This is a genomic window from Lentzea albidocapillata, assembly GCF_000719115.1.
Classification (GTDB): Bacteria; Actinomycetota; Actinomycetes; order Mycobacteriales; family Pseudonocardiaceae; genus Lentzea; species Lentzea albidocapillata.
On sequence record NZ_JOEA01000005.1, the window covers coordinates 253,022 to 273,313 of the forward strand.

Consider the following 20,292-nt stretch of genomic DNA (forward strand, 5'->3'; position numbering starts at 1 on the left):
AGCCCGCCGCAGTCCTCAGCCGCGTTCGAGTTGGTGCCGCTGAAGGCGAAGATGCCACCGGCGACAGCAGCGATCGCCAGCACGGCGCCCGCGCCGATCATGGCGGGCTTGCGGTGTCGAGCGCCCATTCTGTGTCTCCTCGGGGGTCGAACGGTGTTGTACCGATGACTACGGGGAGGTCACGAACGGGGTTCAAAATGGACTGGACCTTGTTGGTTTTAAATGCTTTTAAGGTTTTGCGGGTGATGGTGATCTTGCTGGTCAGGGCGGGTTCTCGTGGGCGCGGGCCGCTTTGGTGCCGCGGAGCGGGAGGAACGATCAAGCTGACTCGGCGGCCTGCTTCAGTCGCTGCAGCGTCGCCTCGATGTTGCGCTGGTTCGTCACAGCGCGGTCCCTCACCCCGGTCGCGAGCCGCGTGACCGGCACGTACCAGCCAGGCCGGCGGTCCCACGTCGATTCGGTGACGCGGCAGCCCTCGCCGGTCTCCTCGATGTCGTACTGCCAGCGCGACACGGCCATGCCGAGCGACTTCACCTCGAACGCGAACCGGGTCGCGGAGCAGTCGGTCACCGTTGAGGTCGTCGGCCACTTCCGCCAGCCGCGCTTGTTGAGGCCGCGAAACCGCGCACCGACCCGTGGGCCCGCGGCGTTCAGCCACTTGCCGCCCGAGTACTCCTCGGCGCACCGACTGAGCCCACGGAGGTCGCTGACCAGCTCGAACACTCGCTGCGGCGAGGCGGCAACGTCGATGTGCGCAGAGGCGTCCGGCGTCATGAGGCCGAACTTACTACGAGTAGGTTCGCTGCACCAGCCACTCACGAACCGTGCGAACGGACGGCACGATCGCCCTCGTCGCGCCGATGTCGGCCGCAACGGGATGCGTGCGCAGCCATCGCCACATTCTCGTCAGGTCATCGCCGACGAACCTGTGGAACAGCCAGATCGGCATCCGGAAACCCCGCGGCGGACGACCACGGGCCTCCCGCCAGAGCGCACGGCACTCGTCGACGCTCCGCACGTCCGCGCAGAGCGGGAGATCCGCACCCACGAACCGGTCCGGCTCCGCGAACACCCTGACCGCCACGGCGCCGACGTCGTCGGCCGAGAACCACAACAGCGGCCGGTCAGCGCCGATCAGCTTCGGCATCAGGTGCCACATGGACACAGCCGGGTAGAAGTCCTTGTCCGTCATCAGTTCCATGAACGCCATCGGGCGCAGGACGGTCAGCGGCAGCCCGAGCGACTCCAGGTGGGCCCGCACCACCAGCTTGTTCTCCCACTGCCGCACACCGGTTCCCGGCACTCCGGGCCCCGCCGAGGCGTACACCACGTGCCGCACGCCCTCCGAAGCCGCGGCGTCGCCGACCGCGCGGCCCTGGCGGACCTCCTCGTCGAGGCCGCTGATCATCGGGTTCTGGACGCTGAACACCCCGTGCGCGCCCGCAAAGGCAGGCCGCAGCGAGTCGGGGGAGGCCATGTCCGCCCGCACCACCTCGGCGCCCGCCGAGGCGAGCCGCCCGGCCGCGGGTGACGAGGGATCACGGGTCAGCGCACGCACCCGCCAGCCACCGGCGAGCAGGTGCCGTGCGACCGAACCACCCTGGCGTCCGGTCGCACCGGTGACCACGACCAGTCCGGCGTCGTTCACGCCGACCTCCTGTCGGTCCAACGCGGGAGCATCCGGAGCCGCTACCCACGGCTCCGGATGCTCCCGCTCGCTCTCAGTCCGAGCAGGACACCGGCGAGTCGAAGTGGCCCGGTGTCGTGGGATAGGCGGGCCCGACGCCGTGCTGGTTGTTGTCGGACGGGTAGACCAGCGCCAGCTCGCGGAACGCCGAGGTGCCACTGGTGGTCGCGTCGCCGGCCGTCTGGCCGGCACCCGAGGCCCACGCCAGCTTCTGCAGGAACGCCTCCATACCGGGGCTGCGCTGACGGATGTCGTTGTAACCGCCGTAGGAGGCCGGGCAGTGCGTGTACAGGTTGTACGCGCCGGCCCAGTCGATCAGGCGGTCACCGGGGTTCGGGCCGTTCTGCGCGCGGTCGGCCTGGAGCACGTCGCGGTCCCAGCCGCCGTAGATCCAGTCCGTGCCGTCGTGGTGCTGGTTGTCGGCCAGCGTCGCGGGAACGGCGGGGTTGTCGTTGGTCTTCTCGGTCATCTCGAACCACAGGCACGGGTCGACCGCGCCGTCGCCGAGCGTCTGCGGCCACAGGCCCTGCGCGCAGTTGCCGGGGTAGGAGCCGCGCGGGTTGAAGTCCAGCACGTCCGACCCGAGCGCACCCTGTTGCGATGCCGACGAGGTACCGCCGACGCCACCGAAGGTGTGGTCCACGAACCTGTCGTTCGTGCCGCGGGAGGCCGCGTCGAACGTGCCGTTCGTGAGGCAGTCCGGAGTCTGGGCGTTGACCACCTGGTCGCAGCCCTTGCCGCCCCACAGCACGTCCGCGCCGTCGCCGCCGAACGTCTGGTCGCCGCCGCTGTCGGCGTTGACCAGGTCGTCGCCGAACCCGGCGTGGATGTTGTCGTTGCCCTGACCGCCGCGCATGCGGTCGTCGCCGCCCTCGGCGATGCCGTTGTGCGGCATGGCCGGTGCGGTCGGGCCGCCGACGAACTGGTCGCCGTCGACGTCGTGCAGCAGGTCGGCCCGCCGGTCGTAGGAGTCGGCGCGGAAGCCCGTGTAGGACTCCTGCGGCACCGAGTTCAGGCTCACCGTGAAGCCACGCGCAGCCACGTCGTTGGCGTTCATGTACTCGTTGACCACACCACCGCGGTCACCGAGCATCGCGTCCTCGCCGTCGCCGCCGAACATCACGTCGTCGCCGAGCTCGCCGTACATGTCGTCATCGCCGTTCTGGCCGTGCATGGTGTCGTTGCCGTCCTGACCCCACATCCCGTCGTTGCCGTCGTCACCGAACATGGTGTCGTTGCCGAAGGCTCCACCGGGTTCACAGGTCGCCTGCGCTGTCGTGCAGAACCTGGTCGACGGACCGATGTCGGCTACGCGCGACACCGTTGCGTTCGAAGGCACGGCTCCGGACTCGTAACGCTCGGCGTAGACCTGCTCGGTCATCGACCCCGGCTGGCCCTGCAGCGTGCGCCTCAGGGAACCGTTGTCACCGAGCTGGACGTCGTCCTCGCGGTTGCCCTCGAACGCGTCGCCACCATCGCGGAAGCCCTGGATGGTGCTGCCGCCGATCATGTCGTCCTGCCCGTCGGGCGCGGTGCCGACCAGCTGGTCCGGTCCGCTCGCGGTTCCCGGCCAGTTCGGTTCCACCAGCGGTACGACCGTGGTCTGCTCCGACGGGGAGCCGAGCCCGCGGTCACCGCGCAGCACGTCACCGCCGCCGTTGCCCTCGAGGTAGTCCGCGTCGCCGTCGCCGGTGAGGAAGTCCCCACCGTCCTGGCCCCACTGGACGTCCACGCCCGAGCCGCCGGACATCCGGTCGTCACCGAACCGGTCGGCCGGACCGGCCTGCAGGTCGTAGCGCTGCACGATCCGTTGTGCGGCGGGGTTTCCGCCCGCGGACCCGAGCCGGACCGTGGCCCGCGTCGGGGTCTCCCCCGGCGCCGGGCGCAGCACCACGCCGTTGTCACCGATGGCGACGTCGTCACCCGGACCACCGAACATCGCGTCGGCCGAGTCGAGCTGGCCGGCCGTCGTGTCACCCGTGCCGGACAGCGGCGTGCTGTTGCCACCGACGAGGTCGTCGTCGCCTTCGTCACCCTCGATGAAGTCGATGCCCTGCGAACCCTCGACGTAGTCGTCGGAACCGTTGCCCTTCAACCGGTCGGGACCGGCCTGGCCGATGATCACGTCGTTCGCGTCGTCACCGTCGACCTCGTCCGGACCGGACGAGTCGGCGTGCGGGGTGAGACCGAGGTCGTACAGGAAGATCGCGCGCCCGGTCATGCCGCGTTCCAGCGTGATCCGGTTGAGCGTTCCGCCGCGCACGAGCCGGCCGTTGTCACCGAGCACGACGTCCTGGTCGTTGTTGCCGTGCACGACGTCTCCGGCGTCGGGCTGGCCTGCGCCGGCCGACTCCTCGGTCGAGCTGCCGCCCACCAGGTCGTCCTGACCGTCGTTGCCGTCGATCCTGTCCCGGGCGGGACCGCCCTCGGCGTAGTCGTCCGACCCGTCACCGGTGATGGCGTCCTCGTCACCCTGACCGTAGATCACGTCCGAGTCGTCGCCACCGCTGATCTTGTCCTTGCCGGACGTGCCGGCGGCGGGCGTGTACCCGAGGTCGAGCAGTTCGGCCTTGTGCGCCTTGGCGAACTGCCGCCCGAGCGTGACCGGCGTTGCCTGCGCACCGTCCACAAGGGACAGAACCGCGTTGTCACCGGCGATCAGGTCGGGACCCGAGTCGCCGAACAGGCTGTCGCCCGCGTCCGGACGACCGGCACCGGAGGCCACCTCGGCGCTGCCGCCGACGATCCGGTCCTCGCCGGAGTCACCGTGCACGACGTCGTCGGCGTTGTTGCCCTCCAGGTAGTCGTCCTTCGGGCCACCGAACACCTCGTCGTGCGCGAGACCGCCGAACGCCCGGTCCTCGTCCTCGCCACCGAAGACGAAGTCCGCGCCACCGGCACCGGCGTTCGTCCCGTCGAGGTCGAACGGCGCGTCCACACCGTTGTCGCCGATGACGACGTCGTTGCCGGTGTCGCCGTAGAGGAAGTCGCCGACGTCGGGCTCTCCGGCCTTGCGGGTGCCGCCGATGACGCGGTCGTTGCCCGCACCACCGAACGCGCGGTCGACGCCGTTGTTGCCCTCGATCACGTCGTCCTCGGCACCGCCGTACAGCGCGTCGTCGTCGTTGTTGCCATAGACGTTGTCCTTGCCCGCGTCGCCGTAGGCCACGTCCTTGCCACCACCGCCGTAGATGGTGTCGTCGTCGTTGCCACCGGCCAGCACGTCGTCGCCGAGCTGACCGCACAGCCGGTCCTTGGCGGACCTGGCGTCCACGTTGTCCGCCGCGCCACCGGCGGCGACGATCTCGACGCCGGTGCCACCGGTGATCATGTCGCGGCCGTCGTCGCCGTCCTGCGGTTCGGCAGGCGGCATCGACGCCGGGTCCTCGCTCGGCGGCACGCACGGGTTGGCGTGCTTGTCACCGAAGACGTCGGCGCCACCGTCACCACCGATGACATGGTCGTTGTGCGAACCGCCGACCAGCAGCTTCGGCTGCGGCGTCACCCCGGCGGGCAGGACGCGGTGCTTGACCGGCCGCACCGGGCCGAACACGCCGGAACCGGCCACCTCGCCCACGTCCGACGGTTCCGCGATGACGTAGTCGTCCTGCGGGCCGCCGTACACCTTGTCCTTGCCGTAACCACCCGTCAGCACGTCGTTGTTGCCGCCGCCACGGATGTCGTCGACCTGCTCGAGCAGCGAATGACCGGTCACGAGGTCCACGCCCTGGCTGCCGTACACGGTGTCCGTACCCGTGCCGGTGTCCACGACGTTGATCGCGTCCTTGCCGTTGTCGCCGTTGAACCCCTTGTCGGCCGGGCCCGCGTCGTCCACGCCGGTCGCGACCTCAGTGCCGGTGTAGATCGTGTCGTTGCCCGAACCACCGGAGATCCGGTCGCTACCGGTTCCGCCGATGATCACGTTGGCCTGCGCGACGTACTCCGGCTTGCCGGGGTTGCTGACCGCGAGCGGGCTGTCCGAGGCGATGCCGATGTTGTCGTCGTCGGCGCCGCCGTCGATCCGGTTCTTGCCCAGCCCGGCGGCGATGCGGTCCTTGCCCGCGCCACCGCTCACGACGTCGTCAGCGCCGCCCACGGTGATCGTGTCATCGCCGTCACCACCGTCGACCGTCGCCGTTCCCTTGCCGCCGAACGCGGCCGCGAGGTCGCCGGTCGTGATCTGGTCCTTGCCGGGACCGCCGTTCACGACCGACCTGCCGATGCCGGTCTTGACCGAGTCGTCGGCGTCACCGCCGGTGACCTCGACGTCCTTGTCGAACGGCAAGGCTGCGGCCTTGGCGTCGTTCGCGGCGCCGCTCTTGTCGCCGTCACCCTGGAAGACGATGATCCGCTTCCCGTCGTCGCCGCTCGCGTTGCCGAGGACCTTGGTGAGGTTCGGGTCGCGGAACTCCTCGCGGAAGCCCAGCGCGCTCACGGCGAAGCCGTCGAACCCGCCGCCGTCCTTGACGAGCTGGGTGATCGTCCACTTCTCCTCGTCGTTGTTCGCGGTCCACGCGGAGTGGCCGCGCTTGCCGATGTCGCCGTCACCCATGTGCAGCACCAGTGTCGTGCCGTTCTTGTGAGCGAGAACGGGTGGCGGTGGCGAACAGTCGGGTTTCACGGAGAAGTCGAGCAACGTGATGTCGGCCAGCGTGAAGTCGAACGAGACGCTGAAGATCGAGAACCCGAGTGTGATGTACACCTTGAGGAACAGACTGAGTCGTCCGTCCATGTTGAACAGGCACATCGGGTTGTTCAGCGCCACCTTGGAGAACTCGAAGAACCGGAACTTGCCGTCGTTGTTCGGATCCGCCCAGGTGAGGTTGATCGTGAGTGCGACACCGCCCTTGATGCCGACCTCGATCACCACCAGGCTCACCGCCGCACCCGCGGCCAGCTCACCGCGGAACGTGACGACGGGCAGCGGCTTTCCGGACTCGTCCTGCGTGACCAGGTAGATCGAGTCCAGAATGGACGCCGCCTTGCCCGACTCGATCGCCTTGCGGAGGCCGAACGTGTCGAAGCCCGCCCGGAACCGCGCCTCGACCGAGGCGCTGCCGGAGATCGTCACCAGCACCGGCGGCGGTGCGTACACCGGGCCGAACGACTGGCTGTAGGAGAAACCGAGGCGCAGCGGGCCCGAGTCGAACCGGATCAGGTCCACGTCCTGGCCCATGATCAGGCCGAAGAGCTTCGAGGGCTCCTTCAGGATCGGGAACGTGAAGCCGGCCTTGTTGCCCTCCTCGCCCTCGGACACGACCTTCGCCCCACCGGCCGACGCGTCGATCTTCGACGCCAGGTCGCCCGGCGCGAGCGTGATCTTGTTCGGGTCGATCAGGGACGCGGCGTTGTCCGGCGAGTTGGTCGTGGTCTTCGCCTTGTCGCCGAGGACGGCGAAGCTGCCGATGTCGATCGCCCCGCCGTTCTGGGTGATCTTGCCGATCAGCTGGATCGCGCGCAGGACCTTGTCCACGAACTCCAGGTCCGGTCCACCGGCGATGGTCGAGAACTCCTTGGCGATGGTGACCAGGTTGACGTCACCGCCACCCACTGCTCGCGACAGGTCCGAGAGCACCGGGATCGGCGCGTAGAGCTGGTCGATGACCGGCTGGATCGGCTTGGTGAACAGCGCGATCTTCTCGACGATCGGCTTGAGCACCTCGCCGAGGAACTTGCCGGCGTTGAGCTGGACGTTGTTGAACGCGATCTCCGGCGTGCCGTCGCCGGGCTTGCCGCCGAACGCGTTCCACTCCCATTTGAGGTGGAACCAGCCGTTGATGCCGGGCAGCGGTCCGGCGCTGACGTCGAAGTCCCAGTCGATGCCGACCTTGGCCTTCAGCGACACGTCGGTGACCTGGCCGACGTCGGCCAGGTCGGCCAGCGTGATGCGGTCCTCCGGAACGGCGGGACCGCAGTTCTCGTAACAGGCCGCCTGCCCCTTCTTGTGCAGGTCGACCACGAACGTGCCGGCGAACAGGTCGGTCGCGCCGCCCGCGTGCTGCTTGAGGTCCACGTCGAGGAACGCCAGGCGTGCCTTCATCGCGTCGGGCAGGGTGAAGCTCAGCTTGACGCCGAGCTCTGGGTTCGGCCCGTCCTTCGTCGCCACGTAGAAGCCGCTGCTCTTGTCGACGCCCACCTTGACGTGCAGGTGGTAGGCCAGCGCCGCCTTCATCTTCGGCGCCCCCTCCGCCGCCTTCAGCGACAGGCCGGGGATGCCGATGTCGAGCGGGCTTTCCAGCGCGAGGGTTTCCTTGTCGCAGTCGTTGCCGAAGACGTCGCCGTCGCAGACGTCGAACGTGAACGTGGCACCGGTGATGTCCTGCAACGCCGCCGCTGCCGGGCAGTCCGTCAGCTTCGGGTTCGTCGTCGCCGGCACGTACGCCGCGCCGTTGGGCGTGTTCCTGTCGTCGAACAACACCGCGTCCGCACCCAGGTCGCCCTTGATCACGACCCAGTTGTTCGCGTTCGGGTCGGTCTTGCGGATCACCTTGTACCCGGTCGCGTACTGCGACTTCTTCCAGGTGATCCGGTTGAAGTTGTCGTTGGTCAGCGGATCGGCGCCGTTGGTCACCTCGGCGAGGGCCGGTGGCGCGTCCTTGCCCTGGGCGCTCGCGACGACGCCGTACACGTACTTCTTCGTCCCGGCCGTGCCCTGCGCGGTGGCCTTCGCCTCCGTCGCCGGCAGCAACGTCGCGTCACAGGTGAAGCCGACCGTGACCGCGCTGCCGACCGCGGGCTTGAGGTGGTCGTTGACCCACGTGGTCAGCTCGCCGGTGTTGTTCACCCGGCCGCCGCCCGGCAGCTTGGTCATCGCCTCCTGGATCTTGGCGCGCAGCTGACCGAACTTGTCGGCTCCCTGCTGGACGTCGTCGCCGACCAGCGGCAGCTTGCCGTCGAACGCGGCCGTGCGCAGCGCGCGTTCGATCATCGCCAGGTACTTCTCGATGCCGTCGCCGAACTGCGAGAAGTCCAGCAGCGCGTCGAGGATCTTCTGCCCGATGTCGGTCGGCATCTCGAACCGCTTGACGCCTCCGGGCAGATCAGGGCTGAACGAGAAGGCCTGGTCCAGATCCGCGACCTGACGCGGCAACCGGACGATGAACGAGTCACCGGGACTCGACAGCTTCGTCCAATTGACGTTGTCGGAGCTCACGAACACCGGCATGACCGCGCACAGCGCGAGGTCGGTGCCCTGCGCCGGGTCGCCCTGGCAGGTCACGGGCTGGTTGTCGCCGTTGAGGGTCAGCGACACGCCCTTCACGAAATCGCTCAGTGACACCGGGTTCTGCCCGCTGTAGCCGAGGTGCGCGTTGTAGTGCGCGTTCGCGACGGCCTTCTCCGGGCCCTTCGGGTTGCCGAGCGCGATGGACAACGGCCCGACCGAGGACTTCACCACACCGGTGATGCCACCGTGCGCGGTGATGTCCACAGTGGAGTCGGGCAGGACCTTGAGCCCACCCGCGTTCGCCGGTCCGTCGCCGGCTTCCAGCGGCAGCACGAACCCGATCTTGGTGGAACCGGTCAGCGCGAGGTTCGCGGTGGCCTCACCCTCAGCGCCGACCAGGGACCGCGCGGTGCCCTTGTCGTCGGTGAACGAGAACCGGACCGGCTGCGTGGTCGCGACCTTCCGCTTCACGTCGACCTTGAGCACGATCGACGGCTTCGAGTCGACGACCTGGTAGGCGAAGGAGATGCCGCTGCCGGCGGGCAGCGCGGCGTTCAGCTGCGTGACCAGGTCCTGCAGGTAGTCCGGCGGTGCGGCGGTGAGCCTGTCGACCGCGTCCTCCAATGGGCTGCGGAACCCGTACGCCGTGCCGTCGGAAGGCACCTGGCCCCACGGTTCGGCCAGCAGCACGCGGTTGTTCTGCGGGTCTGCGGCCACGACGACCGCGACCTGGGTGCCGACCAGCACGGCACGGCCCCGCAGGTCCGCGCCGAACGCCTTGTCCCCGGTCCTGGTGTCGTCTCGCAGGAAGCCGACGCTCTTGCCGTCGAGCGTGGTGTTGCCGTACTTGCCCGTGCCGGCGTCGGCGCTGCCGAGCAGCTCGGACAGCGACTTGCCGACGACCGGTAGCGGTGTGGTCATGGCGGTCTTGACCTTGCCGTCGCCGTCGACGGCCTGCAGCGAGCCGTTGAGCACCTGCAGCGCCTTGATGATCTGGCCGAACATCGCCCGCGGGTTGTCCGGGTCGAAGTCGAACGCCTTGGCCTTGTCGAGCGCGTCGAGACCGGTGAACTGGACGTTCGCCGGGTCGGTGATGTCGGGCATGGTGATGCCGACCTGCACCGGTCCGCCGAAGAAGTCCTGGATGCCCGGCACGTCGAGCTTCACCGTGGCCGTGGCCTTGGCGCCGACCGCGACGGTGAGCAGGTTCTCCGGTTCGAGCGCGGGCGTCTCCGGGTTGTCGACGACCTTGGCGAAGATCTGCGACAGCGGCAGGTCGCCGTCGGCGTCACCGACCTTCTTGAGGCTGATCGACAGCATGTCGGCCGAGCCGTCCTTAGTGGACATGTGCAGGTCGCCGGACATGTGCACCTTGAGATATCCGACGCTGCCGTTCACGTCGACGTTCGTGTCGACCTGGGCACTCGCCCCGAGCAGCTTGCCGCCGGTGCGCAGCAGGAACCTGTCGGGCGTGCGCGGCAGGCTGGACACCAGGGTCGTGGTGCCGTCGGGGTTCTTGTCCGCGAACGGGCAGCCGGTGGCCGCGGCGTCCGGGTCGAGCGGCTTGCACGCGTCACCCTTGATCGGATCGCGCAGGTCGAGCACCAGCGTCGCCTTGGCCTCGTAGGACGGCTTCACGGTCGCGGTGGCGTTCAAGGCGTTGGCGCCCTTGAGCCCCTTGCTCGCGAAGATGTCGCCGAACGTCACCTGGCCGGTCATCGGGTCCGGCGCGTTCACCTTGTACGGCGACTTGTCTGCGGGTTCTCCGCCCTGCCAGCCTTCCTCCAGCGTGATCTCGTCGGCGGTGTTGCTCTTCACGACACCCTGCGAGGTGCCGGCGGACACGATGCGCCCCTTGAACGCATCGACGGTCCACGGCTTGGCCTTGCCGACGTGCTTGAGGGTCGTGCCGGTGTAGGTGACGCCGTCGCCTTGGCCCGAACTGAGACTCGCCACCACGTCCAGCGGCCGGCCGTCGTCCGGCGCGTCCTGCTTCATGGTCAGCGTGAACTCGAGCTTCTTCACGTCGTCGCGGTAGTGCACGCCGGACACGGCGATGGGTCCGGCGTTGAGCTTGGTGAAGAGCTCCTGGACCGAGCTGAACTTGGGCAACCCGGCCTTGGCCGGGTCCTCCTCCGGCTTGAACACGTTGTCGTCGACGAACTTCGCGAGCGCACTGCCCGCCTTGACTGCGTCGGCGACCGTGCCGCGCATGAACGGCAGGTTCACGTTGCCGACCGGGTCGGCCGCCGAGCCCCACTGGGCGCGCTGCACCGCGTCGATCGAGTTGACCAGGTGGCTCAGGCCTTCGAGCAGGTCGCGAGGGTTGAGCGTGGTGAAGCGGGTGAGCTGCGCCAGGTCCGGGCCGCTGACAGTGATCGACGGCGTGCCGCTCGCGATGTCCGGCCACTGCACGCCGATCGTGCCGGTGAGCCCGCCGACGTTCGCGCCCGCGAGCGGCTGGCTGGTGAACTTGAGGTTCGCGTCGACCTTGCCCGCGGGGTTGCCGAGGTTGATGTGGAAGAGCCCGGCGGCGGCGCCCGGCTCGCTGATCTCGGTGAGCTTGCCGTCACCGTTGGGGTCGTCGGCGGACGCGGTGATGTTCGCTTCGACGGAGACGTGCGACGCGCTCTTGTCGAGGTCGACGCCGAGGATGCCGAAGCCTGCGGACGGGACGCCGTCCGGGTCGAACGCCCCCAACGCCGCGACGGTGAACTTGGGCGAGTCACCGTCCTTGACGAGCCAGAACGAGCCGGTGGACTCCTGGTAGGCGAAGCGGAACCTCGCGTCCAGGGTGAAGGTGACGTCCACGGCACCGGACGTGGTGAAACTGACCGACGGGTCCGCGACGCTGATCGGCTGCTTGTCGGCGACCACGGTGACGTGCAGCGTGGCGTCGACGCGCTTGACGCCGTTGGTGTCGCTGGTCTGCACGGTCAGCGTGCCCGGCCGGCCGCCCCCGAGCTCGTAGGTGCCCGCGAGGTCGGGGAAGTTCTGCTTGTCCTTCAGCGGGTCGTGCACCGTCTTGGCCACGAGATCGCCGAAGCCGAGCGCGGCACCGGGGCTGACCCCCACGAGTGGTAGCGCCTCGCCCAGCTTCCCGACGCTCGCGAGCTGCCGGGAGAAGTCGCCGAACGCGCTGATCCCCGCGAGGAGCTTCTGCACGTCCGGCGCCTGGGCCACTGCCGGTGGACTGACCACCACGAACCCCAGCAGCGCCAGTGCGCCGCTGGTCACCGCCGCGATCGCTCGCCTGCTGCTACGCGAAAACCGCATGGCCGGCCCGCCTTCTCGACGGCGTGGCCCCCGATGCCTCGCTGCCAGGTCAGTTGATCCGAAATGGAGTGACGCAGGACACACCTGTGCCGCCACCACGGGTAGTCGCTCGCTCAGAAGCGACCGTTAACCCTCGGATCGGCGAGTCGACGGCAATCACCCGTTCGGCCGAACGGACACCTACTGGGAGTGGGTCAGCACCCGGACGGGCGCACCCGCGTAACCCAGGTGCTGGGTCGCGAGCACGTTCGCCGGGAGTCGGTCGGCTGGACGTGATGTGGCGGGTGCCCGCCGGTTCCCGGCTAGCAGTTCGGGCGGGTCGGCTTCCCGGCGAACCGGTCACCGAGCCACAGCATCGCGTTCGAACCCCAAGCGCTGACAGCGGTGACGTGCCCGAGCAACGGCAGTGCGGTCCACTGCACGTCGGCACCCAGCGAGCACCACTGCGAACGCAGCTTCTGCCCGACGCCGAACGGGATCAGCTCGTCCAGCGTGCCGTGGTAGAGGTAGACGGGCGCGGCCGGCTTGACCGAGCCGAGCGCGTTCTCCTTCAACCTCTGCTGCCACAACGGGTTCTGGATGACGTCCGGCGTGGTCGTCAGCGCGTTGAGGCGCGTGAACGGTGCCACCAAAGCGATCTCGGCGACGCACGCCTCTCGGATCCTGTCGATGACCTGCTTGCCGCGGGCGTTGAGCACCGACGCCAGGGGCAGTTCGGGGTAGGCCGCGGCGTATCCGGCGGCCGCCGCGAACACGAGGCCCGATCCGGCGTTGCCGTCGTTGAACTTCGCGACCGCGTTCAGATCGGCCGGCACGCCACCGGCGGCGACACCGACGACGTTGAGCGAGGGCGCGTAGGACTTCCACTGCTCGGCGGCGGCCGACGCGGCCTGACCGCCCTGGGAGTAACCGAAAACGCCGACCGGCGCGGCCGCGGACAGACCGGGAACGCCACTCGCCGCCCGTGCCACGTCCAGCAGGGCCCGTCCCTCCGAACGCGACACCGCGTACGTGTGATCCCCAGGCGTGCCAAGGCCTTCGTAGTCGGTCACCGCGACCGCCCAGCCGTTGAACATCGCCTGCGCGAGGAACGCGATCTCGACCTCGGTGCCGTTCTGCAACTGCCGCGACGGCGCGCACTGGTCACCCATGCCCTGCGTGCCCATCGCGTACGCCACGATCGGCCGCGGGCCGTTGTTCCAAGGCAGCGGCGACACGAGCACCATGCCGGACACGACGGTGGACGCACCCGTCGCGGACGTCGAGCGGTAGCGGATGTCGTAGGCCTTCACCGGGGCCGGTAGCAGCCTGAGCGGCTCCGGGTGCCACGCCACCTCCCGGCTGCTGACCAGCTCCCCCGGCGCCGCCGCGGTGGCGGGCGCGACCAGGGTGAACAACAGGAGGACGGCGGCGAGCACGGCACGGAGCTGCATCGTTGGACCCCTTTGTGGTAACCGGCGTTACCGCAATGTAGGGCCGAACGCCGCAACAGGACAATAGTCCGTTCGGCTTTGAGGACCGGCTAAGGGTTCACAGCCAGGAACAGGAACGCGGCCAGCAGCAACAGGTGCACGCCACCCTGCAGACGCGTCGCCCTTCCCGGCACGATGGTCAGGACGCTGACGAGCACCGTCAGCAGCAGCAGGATCATCTGCGTCGACCCGAGACCGAGCAGCAGCGGCCCGTCCAGCCAGATGGTCGCGAGCGCGATGGTCGGGATCGTGAGGCCGATGCTCGCGATCGCCGAGCCGTAGCCGAGGTTGATGCTGGTCTGGATCCTGTCGCGCAACGCGGCGCGCGCGGCGGCGATCGACTCGGGCAGCAGCACCAGCAGGGCGATGACGACACCGACGAACGACGGCGGGAACCCCGCCGCGCGCACGCCCGCCTCGATCGCGGGCGACTCGATCTTCGCGAGGCCGACCACCGCGATCAGCGCGAGGAGCAGGAACCCGAGTGAGGCGAACGCGGCCTTGCCGGACGGCGCCTCGGCGTGCTCATCGGCCTCGATCACACCGTCCTCGTCGACCGGCAGGAAGAAGTCGCGGTGCCGGACGGTCTGGGTGAAGACGAACAGCGCGTACAGACCGAGGGAGGCGAACGCGGCGAACGCGAGCTGCGGGCCGGAGAACTCGGGGCCCGGCGTGGTCGTCGTGAACGTCGGCAGCACGAGCGTGAGCGTGGCGAGCATCATCACCGTGGCGAGCGCGCCGCCGCTGCCCTCCGCGTTGAACAACGTCGTGCCGTGCTTCAACGCTCCGAGCAGCAACGCGATGCCGACGATGCCGTTCGTGGTGATCATGACCGCCGCGAACACCGTGTCGCGCGCCAAGGAGGAGGCCTCGGGCCCGCCGGACACCATGAGTGTGACGATCAGCGCCACCTCGATGACCGTCACCGCGACCGCGAGGACCAGGGATCCGTACGGCTCCCCCACCCGCAACGCGACGACCTCGGCGTGGTGCACGGCGGCGAGGACGGTCGCGGCGAGGACCAGGGCGACGAGCGCGACGAGCACGCCCCCGAGGTCACGCCCCCAGGTCAGGGCGAGCAGGACCATGCCGAGCACGGGGGTGATGGTCGTCCAGTGGAGCAGCGGGAAGCGTGGGGCGGCGGCCATGATCCAACCCTCGCATACCGGATGGACCATCCGCCATTCGGCGCAGCACCCATTCCGGGTGCAACAAAATGTGGAGCGGAGCGCCCCTGCCGCGCCCCGCTCCACATTTTATCTGAGGTGCCGTGATCGATTCCTAGAAATCGAAGAGGGCACCGGTGTGCGCCAACATGACGCACGAGTTCGGGTAGGTGTGCACCTCGCTCACGGGCTCACCGCGCCAGAAACCGAACATCGCGACCTCGACGGGTGCGTAGTGGAACGTGCACGCCCTGCCGTCGGCCTGCATCGTCTGCAGGTCGGCACCGGCGGAGGCGAGCGTCGCGCAGGCGAGGGCCCTGCGCGGGTGCTGGTCACCTCGTTCGCAGGTCAGGACGGTCGCCTTGAAGGCGTTGCCGTCGAACTCCGAGTACTGGACGGAGAGCACGAGCGCGGTTCCGCCCCGGGAAGAGGACGGCGACTGCGCCGCGGGAGCGGCCTGAGCGGTGCCGGTGAAGGCGAAAAGCGACACGAACAGAGTGACGAGCGCAAAGATGCGGCCGGACATGAAAGCGGTCCTCCTGAGACCTCACAAAAACGGGCCGGTTCTCGGCCGATGCAGATGTTGCCATCTCGAATCGCTGCGGCGAAAGGGGCCAGAAACTGTTCACCGATCACATTTGTCCACTCCACCAGAAGTGTGATTGGGCCGAACGGATGTGTCGATCGCCACGTTCGCGGGGACACAGCTGCCGATGGACTGTTACGGGTTGCTGACAGACGCGGTCGCGCATCGACGTATTATTCGAATCATGTCCAAGACCTCCAGACGCGTCGTGTTCGGCGTGCTCCTGATCGTCACACTCGTGGTTTCCACCGGCGGCGCGCTGGGATACCTGGGCAGATTGACGCTCGTGTTCGACCGCCATCCGGGAAAACCGCTCGCGATAATCGAGGAGGTGCCCGGACCACCGGACGGGCCGAACTGCTCGATCGACGCGCGCTACTTCGACGAGGAGCCGGAGGGTCTGCGCCCCGAGGTGCTGCACGCGTGGCTCCAGCTGCGCCAGAAGGCCTCTGAACAGGGCGTTAAGCTCTGCCTGAACGACGGCAAGCGCAGCCGGCAGCAACAGCAGGCGGAGTTCGACGAGGCCGTCGAGAAGTTCGGGACCGAAGAACTCGCGTCGAAGTACGTGCTGAATCCGCCGGACCGTTCGATGCACGTGATCGGGCTCGCGGTCGACATTCAGCCGATCGAATCAGCGAAATGGGTCGAGAAAAACGGCGGCGCCCTCGGCTGGTGCCGCCGTTACGAAAACGAGCAGTGGCATTTCGAGTACGACTCCAGCTACTCCACCGGAGGCTGCCCCGCCCTGATCCCCAGCGCGACGGGCAGTTGAACCCCGCGCAAAGGTCTAGTGGTGTGACCCGGAACGTCGGCGAGGTAATCCACGCTCAGCAGGGCACCTCGCGGCGCCGCCCCCACGCCCCCGTACAACCAGTACGAAGACGTGGGGGCGACACACGGTGGCCCGTGCCTACGGCGGTATCCCACCCGAGCAGCGCAAGGCCGAGCGCCGGGCGAAGCTGCTGCAGGCAGGTCTCCAGTTGTTCACCACCAACGGTTTCGCGGCCACCAGGATCTCCGAGCTGTGCACCGAGGCCGGTGTCTCCACGCGCAACTTCTACGAGGAGTTCGCCGCCAAGGAGGACCTGCTGCGCGACCTGCACGACCTGATCAACGCCACGGCGTTCGCCCAGGTCCGCGACACGCTCGCCGGCCTGGAGTCCGCCGACGTGGCCACCCGGATCACGACGCTGCTGGACGTGTTCGTGCGCAGCGTGACGGCCGATCCCCGTGCGCCGCACCTCAACTACGTCGAGGCAGTCGGGGTGAACGCGGAGATCGAGCAGCAGCACGTGCGCTGGGTGAACACGTGGGCGGATTTCATCGAGTCGGAGGCGCTGCGGGCGGCGGCCGCGGGCGTGGCGCCGCAGCGGTCGTACCGGCTCACCGCGATAGCGCTCGTGGGCGCGATCACCGGCCTGCTGCGCGAGTGGCAGGCGCACCGGCCGCCGCTCGCGGTCGACGAGATCGCCGCCGAGATCCGCGAGCTGATGCTGGCCGCGATCACCCGGCCCTAGGGCCTGTATCGAAGTCTGATCCGCGATAGCCGGGCCCGAGGCGGCCCCTGGCGGCACGGGCGAACGGCCCACATACAACACCGGTATGCGGGCCGTTCGCCCGCACCACCAGAAACCACCTCAAGCGCGACTCTCATCGAACCAGACTTCGATACAGACCCCAGTGGCGCGCTGAACCGATCGGGTGCCGCCGTCCGTACTCCCCTGCGTGAGCCGATTCGCCGTTCTCGCGCTGCTCGTGTGCCTGGGTGCCTGCTCCTCCCCTCCGGAGGAGACCACCACGTTGACGGAACTGGAGGCCGCTGCCGGTCCCGTCGCGGGGCCTACTCAGGTGCTACCAGGGGACATCGCGAAACTGCAGGTGGAACAGTCGCCCGCGGTCGGCCCCGTCGTCGCCGACCGCGAGCACTACACCCTGTACTTCACCACCCGGGACGGCACCGCCCCGACGTGCCTCGAACCAGAGTGCACGCTGGTGTGGCCGCCGCTACTGGCCGCGGGCGGCCAGATCGAGGCGCCGGCTCTCGACCGGAAGCTGCTCGGCACCGTCAAGCGTCCCGACGGCCTGGAGCAGGTCACCCTGGCCGGCAAGCCGCTCTACCGGTACGTCGATGACGAACAGGCCGGCGACGCCACCGGGCACGGGGTCGACGACCGCTGGTTCGCCATCGCGCCCGACGGGTCCAAGGCCTCACGCTAGGCCACCGGCCGTCTACTGTGGTCGGATGGAGCTGGAGCTTCGCCACTTCCGGATCGTGGCGGCGATCGCCGAGGCGGGCAGTATCACGAAGGCCGCGGCCGCCCTGGGGCTGGCGCAGCCTGCGCTGACGGGCCAGTTGCAGCGGATCGAACGCATCATGGGCGGCCCGTTGTTCGACCGGGACCGGCGTGGCGTGCGGCCCACGGCCATGGGCGAGCTGGTGCTCGAGAGGGCCAGGGTGCTGCTGCCCGCGGTGTCGGGACTGCGCGCCGAGGCGGCCCGGCTGAGCCAGAGTGCGACCGTGCGCGGTGATGTGCCCGGCAGAGTACGCATCGGTGCGGCATCCGGTCCGGTGCTGGGCGGGCTGATCCGCCACCTGGGCAGCGCCTATCCCGACCTGCGGGTCAGCACGCACGTGTCCTGGTCGTCCGAGGAGCTCGTCGGCATGGTGGACGACGGCCAGCTCGACTTCACCCTGGTCGGGGTGTGCGGCGACGCCGCACCACCCACGCGGCCTGGAATGCGGTGGCGCACCCTGGCCGTGGACCCGGTGTTCGTCCTGTTGTCGGAGCGGCACCCGGTCGCGCAACGGGTCGACGTCGAGGTCGAGGTCGATCTCGCCGAGCTGGCGGACGCGCAGTGGGGTGCGACCCCGGGAGACGGGTGCTTCCGCGAATGCTTCGCCGCCGCCTGCGCGAGGGCGGGGTTCAGTCCGCGCGTGCTGTACGAGACCGATGTGGCGACCAACATCGACATGGTCGAGGCGGGCGACACGGTGGTGTTGTGCCAGCCGATGTTCCGGCCGATGCAGGGGATCGTGGCCACGGCGATCGCGGGCAACCCGCTGAGCTGGCGCACGATGATCGGCTGGCACGGGGACGGTGCGACGGCCCCGTTCGCCGAGGAGGTGCTCAAGTGCGCGGGTCTGGCCTACGGCGAGATCATCACGCGCAGGCCGAGATACGCCGCGTTCCTGGAACGGTTCCCGGACTTCGGGGTCCAGATATGAGACGGCGCCGCGCATCGTGCCCGCGCGGCGCCGCCCCGGAACTACCGGTCTACGGGTTGTCGAACTTCAGGGTGTAGCTGCCGCCACCGCTGTAGGCATGGATCTGCCAGCGGTAGTGCCCGGCGGTGCCGCTGTATGTCACCGTCTCGTCCGCGGCCTCGGTGGTGCCCTGGGCGACGCTCGCCCAGGCGGAGCCGTTCCACTTCTGCAGGTACAGGTCGAAGTCGCTGCCCGCAGGGCCGGTCAGGCAGCCGCGGTGGGTGCCGGACACCGTGCTCTGGTAGTACTGCCCGTTCGGCTGGTAGGCGGACTGTCCGCTGGAGAGGCTGCCGGTGCCGGTGAACTCGGAGCAGGTGCCGCCGCCGGGCGGGTTCGTGCCACCGAAGCGGGAGTACATCAGCCGGTTCGGCGAGCCGGTGCCCGCACTGGTCACCTTGTTCGGCGTCGCGTTGGTCACGAGGGCGTCGCGCACCTGCGCCGGGCCGGCACCAGGGTTGGCCGCCAGGTACAGCGCGGCGACACCGGCAGTGTGCGGGGAGGCCATCGACGTGCCGGACATGGTCGCGGTGCCGGTGGTGCTGGAGTGCGACGCCGAGGTGATGTCCACGCCGGGGGCGAACAGGTCCAGGCAGCTACCCCAGTTGGAGAACGAGGCACGCGCGTCGTTGCGGCCGGTGGCGCCCACGGTGATGGCCGCGCCGACCCTGGCGGGAGACACGTTGCAGGCGTTCTGGTTCTCGTTGCCGGCCGCGACAACGTAGGTGATGCCCGAGTTGATGGAGTTGACGATCGCGTTGTCCAGCGGGGAGTTCGCTCCACCACCCAGGCTCATGTTCACCACGGCCGGCTTGACCGCGTTCTGGGTGATCCAGTTGATGCCGCCGATGATGCCCTCGTTGGTGCCACTGCCCTGGCAGTTCAGCACTCGCACCGCGACCAGTCGCGTGGCCTTCGCGATGCCGTAGGTGCTGCCGCCGACCGTGCCCGCGACGTGCGTCCCGTGCCCCTGGCAGTCCTGACCGTTGTAGCCGTCGTTGAACGCGTCGTAGCCCGCGGTGGCACGGCCGCCGAAGTCCTGATGACGGGTGTTGATGCCGGTGTCGGCGATGTAGCTGGTGACGTTCGAGGCGCCGGTGTCGTAGGTGTAGGCGCCGTTGAGTGGCAGGTCACGCTGGTCGGCCCGGTCCAGGCCCCAGGTGGCACCGTTCTGGGTGTCGGCCAGCCGCATCTCCACCACCGGCGCCACATACTCCACCCGCGGGTCCGCGGCCAGCTTGCGCGCCTTGTCCTCGCTCAGCTCGACGGAGAAGCCGTTGAGCGCGGTGCTCCAGGTGCTGCGCACCGCGCCGCCGTACTTGCCGGTGAGCGACCGGGCCGACGCCGCGGACTCCGATCGCGGCGACTTCGCGTCGGACAGCACCACGATGTAACGGCCGGGGACCTGCTGGGCCCCGTTCGCGGACAGGATGGTGCCCTCCGCGGCCTGCGCGCTGCCCGCCGTGACCGTCCCGGCCGCGAGCATCGCGGCGGCGAAACCGACCGCCACTTCCCGGGATCTCCGAGAATTTCTGACCCTCATGTCATCTCCGTTTGCAGGGGGGAGCTTGATGGGGGAGACGTTAGGTCGGCATCGATCATTCGGGGCATCCCACTAGGTCCATCCAGCCGAGCTGATGGCAATGCGGCTCCGCCTGATGCGCGGGCAGCCGGTTTG

Annotated in this window: 11 protein-coding genes; 4 read left to right on the plus strand and 7 right to left on the minus strand. The window is 69.0% G+C overall.

Annotation, left to right across the window (positions count from 1 at the left end):
* Window positions 1-318 precede the first annotated feature (318 nt).
* The 6 genes from IG04_RS0108035 to IG04_RS0108060 all read right to left on the minus strand — a co-directional run bounded on the left by IG04_RS0108035 (window position 319) and on the right by IG04_RS0108060 (window position 15,292).
* Window positions 319-774 (minus strand): SRPBCC family protein, encoded by a 456-nt coding sequence (locus IG04_RS0108035; protein WP_030475917.1) that lies wholly within the window; start codon window positions 772-774, stop codon window positions 319-321.
* 13 nt (window positions 775-787) lie between these two features.
* Window positions 788-1,648, minus strand: a complete 861-nt coding sequence (locus IG04_RS0108040; RefSeq protein ID WP_030475918.1) for an NmrA/HSCARG family protein — start codon at window positions 1,646-1,648, stop codon at window positions 788-790.
* A 73-nt stretch (window positions 1,649-1,721) separates the two neighbouring features.
* Window positions 1,722-12,128, minus strand: a complete 10,407-nt coding sequence (locus IG04_RS0108045; protein ID WP_063758232.1) for a calcium-binding protein — start codon at window positions 12,126-12,128, stop codon at window positions 1,722-1,724.
* Window positions 12,129-12,430: 302 nt separating this feature from the next.
* A complete protein-coding gene (locus IG04_RS0108050; RefSeq protein WP_030475920.1) occupies window positions 12,431-13,561 on the minus strand; it encodes a lipase family protein in 1,131 nt (376 codons plus the stop codon).
* 89 nt (window positions 13,562-13,650) lie between these two features.
* Window positions 13,651-14,748, minus strand: a complete 1,098-nt coding sequence (locus IG04_RS0108055) for a calcium:cation antiporter (protein ID WP_030475921.1) — start codon at window positions 14,746-14,748, stop codon at window positions 13,651-13,653.
* Between the two features lie 133 nt (window positions 14,749-14,881).
* Window positions 14,882-15,292 (minus strand): SSI family serine proteinase inhibitor, encoded by a 411-nt coding sequence (locus tag IG04_RS0108060; protein ID WP_051769219.1) that lies wholly within the window; start codon window positions 15,290-15,292, stop codon window positions 14,882-14,884.
* Between the two features lie 244 nt (window positions 15,293-15,536).
* Between IG04_RS0108060 and IG04_RS0108065 the strand changes: the two genes are divergently transcribed.
* From IG04_RS0108065 to IG04_RS0108080, 4 genes are all read left to right on the plus strand, one after another.
* Window positions 15,537-16,124, plus strand: a complete 588-nt coding sequence (locus IG04_RS0108065; protein WP_173849954.1) for a D-alanyl-D-alanine carboxypeptidase family protein — start codon at window positions 15,537-15,539, stop codon at window positions 16,122-16,124.
* Window positions 16,125-16,251: 127 nt separating this feature from the next.
* Window positions 16,252-16,869: a TetR/AcrR family transcriptional regulator gene (locus tag IG04_RS0108070; RefSeq protein WP_030475924.1), complete on the plus strand. Its 618-nt coding sequence runs from the start codon at window positions 16,252-16,254 to the stop codon at window positions 16,867-16,869.
* 208 nt (window positions 16,870-17,077) lie between these two features.
* Complete coding sequence (locus IG04_RS43810) at window positions 17,078-17,569, plus strand: COG4315 family predicted lipoprotein (protein ID WP_051769222.1); 492 nt, start codon at window positions 17,078-17,080, stop codon at window positions 17,567-17,569.
* A gap of 25 nt (window positions 17,570-17,594) precedes the next feature.
* Entirely contained in the window at window positions 17,595-18,578 is a 984-nt protein-coding gene (locus IG04_RS0108080; protein ID WP_030475926.1) for a LysR family transcriptional regulator, read from the plus strand.
* A 49-nt stretch (window positions 18,579-18,627) separates the two neighbouring features.
* Here IG04_RS0108080 and IG04_RS0108085 read toward each other — a convergent pair whose 3' ends face one another.
* The gene (locus tag IG04_RS0108085; RefSeq protein ID WP_245815859.1) at window positions 18,628-20,124 is read right to left on the minus strand and encodes a S8 family peptidase; all 1,497 of its coding nucleotides are present in this window, start codon (window positions 20,122-20,124) and stop codon (window positions 18,628-18,630) included.
* Window positions 20,125-20,292 lie beyond the last annotated feature (168 nt).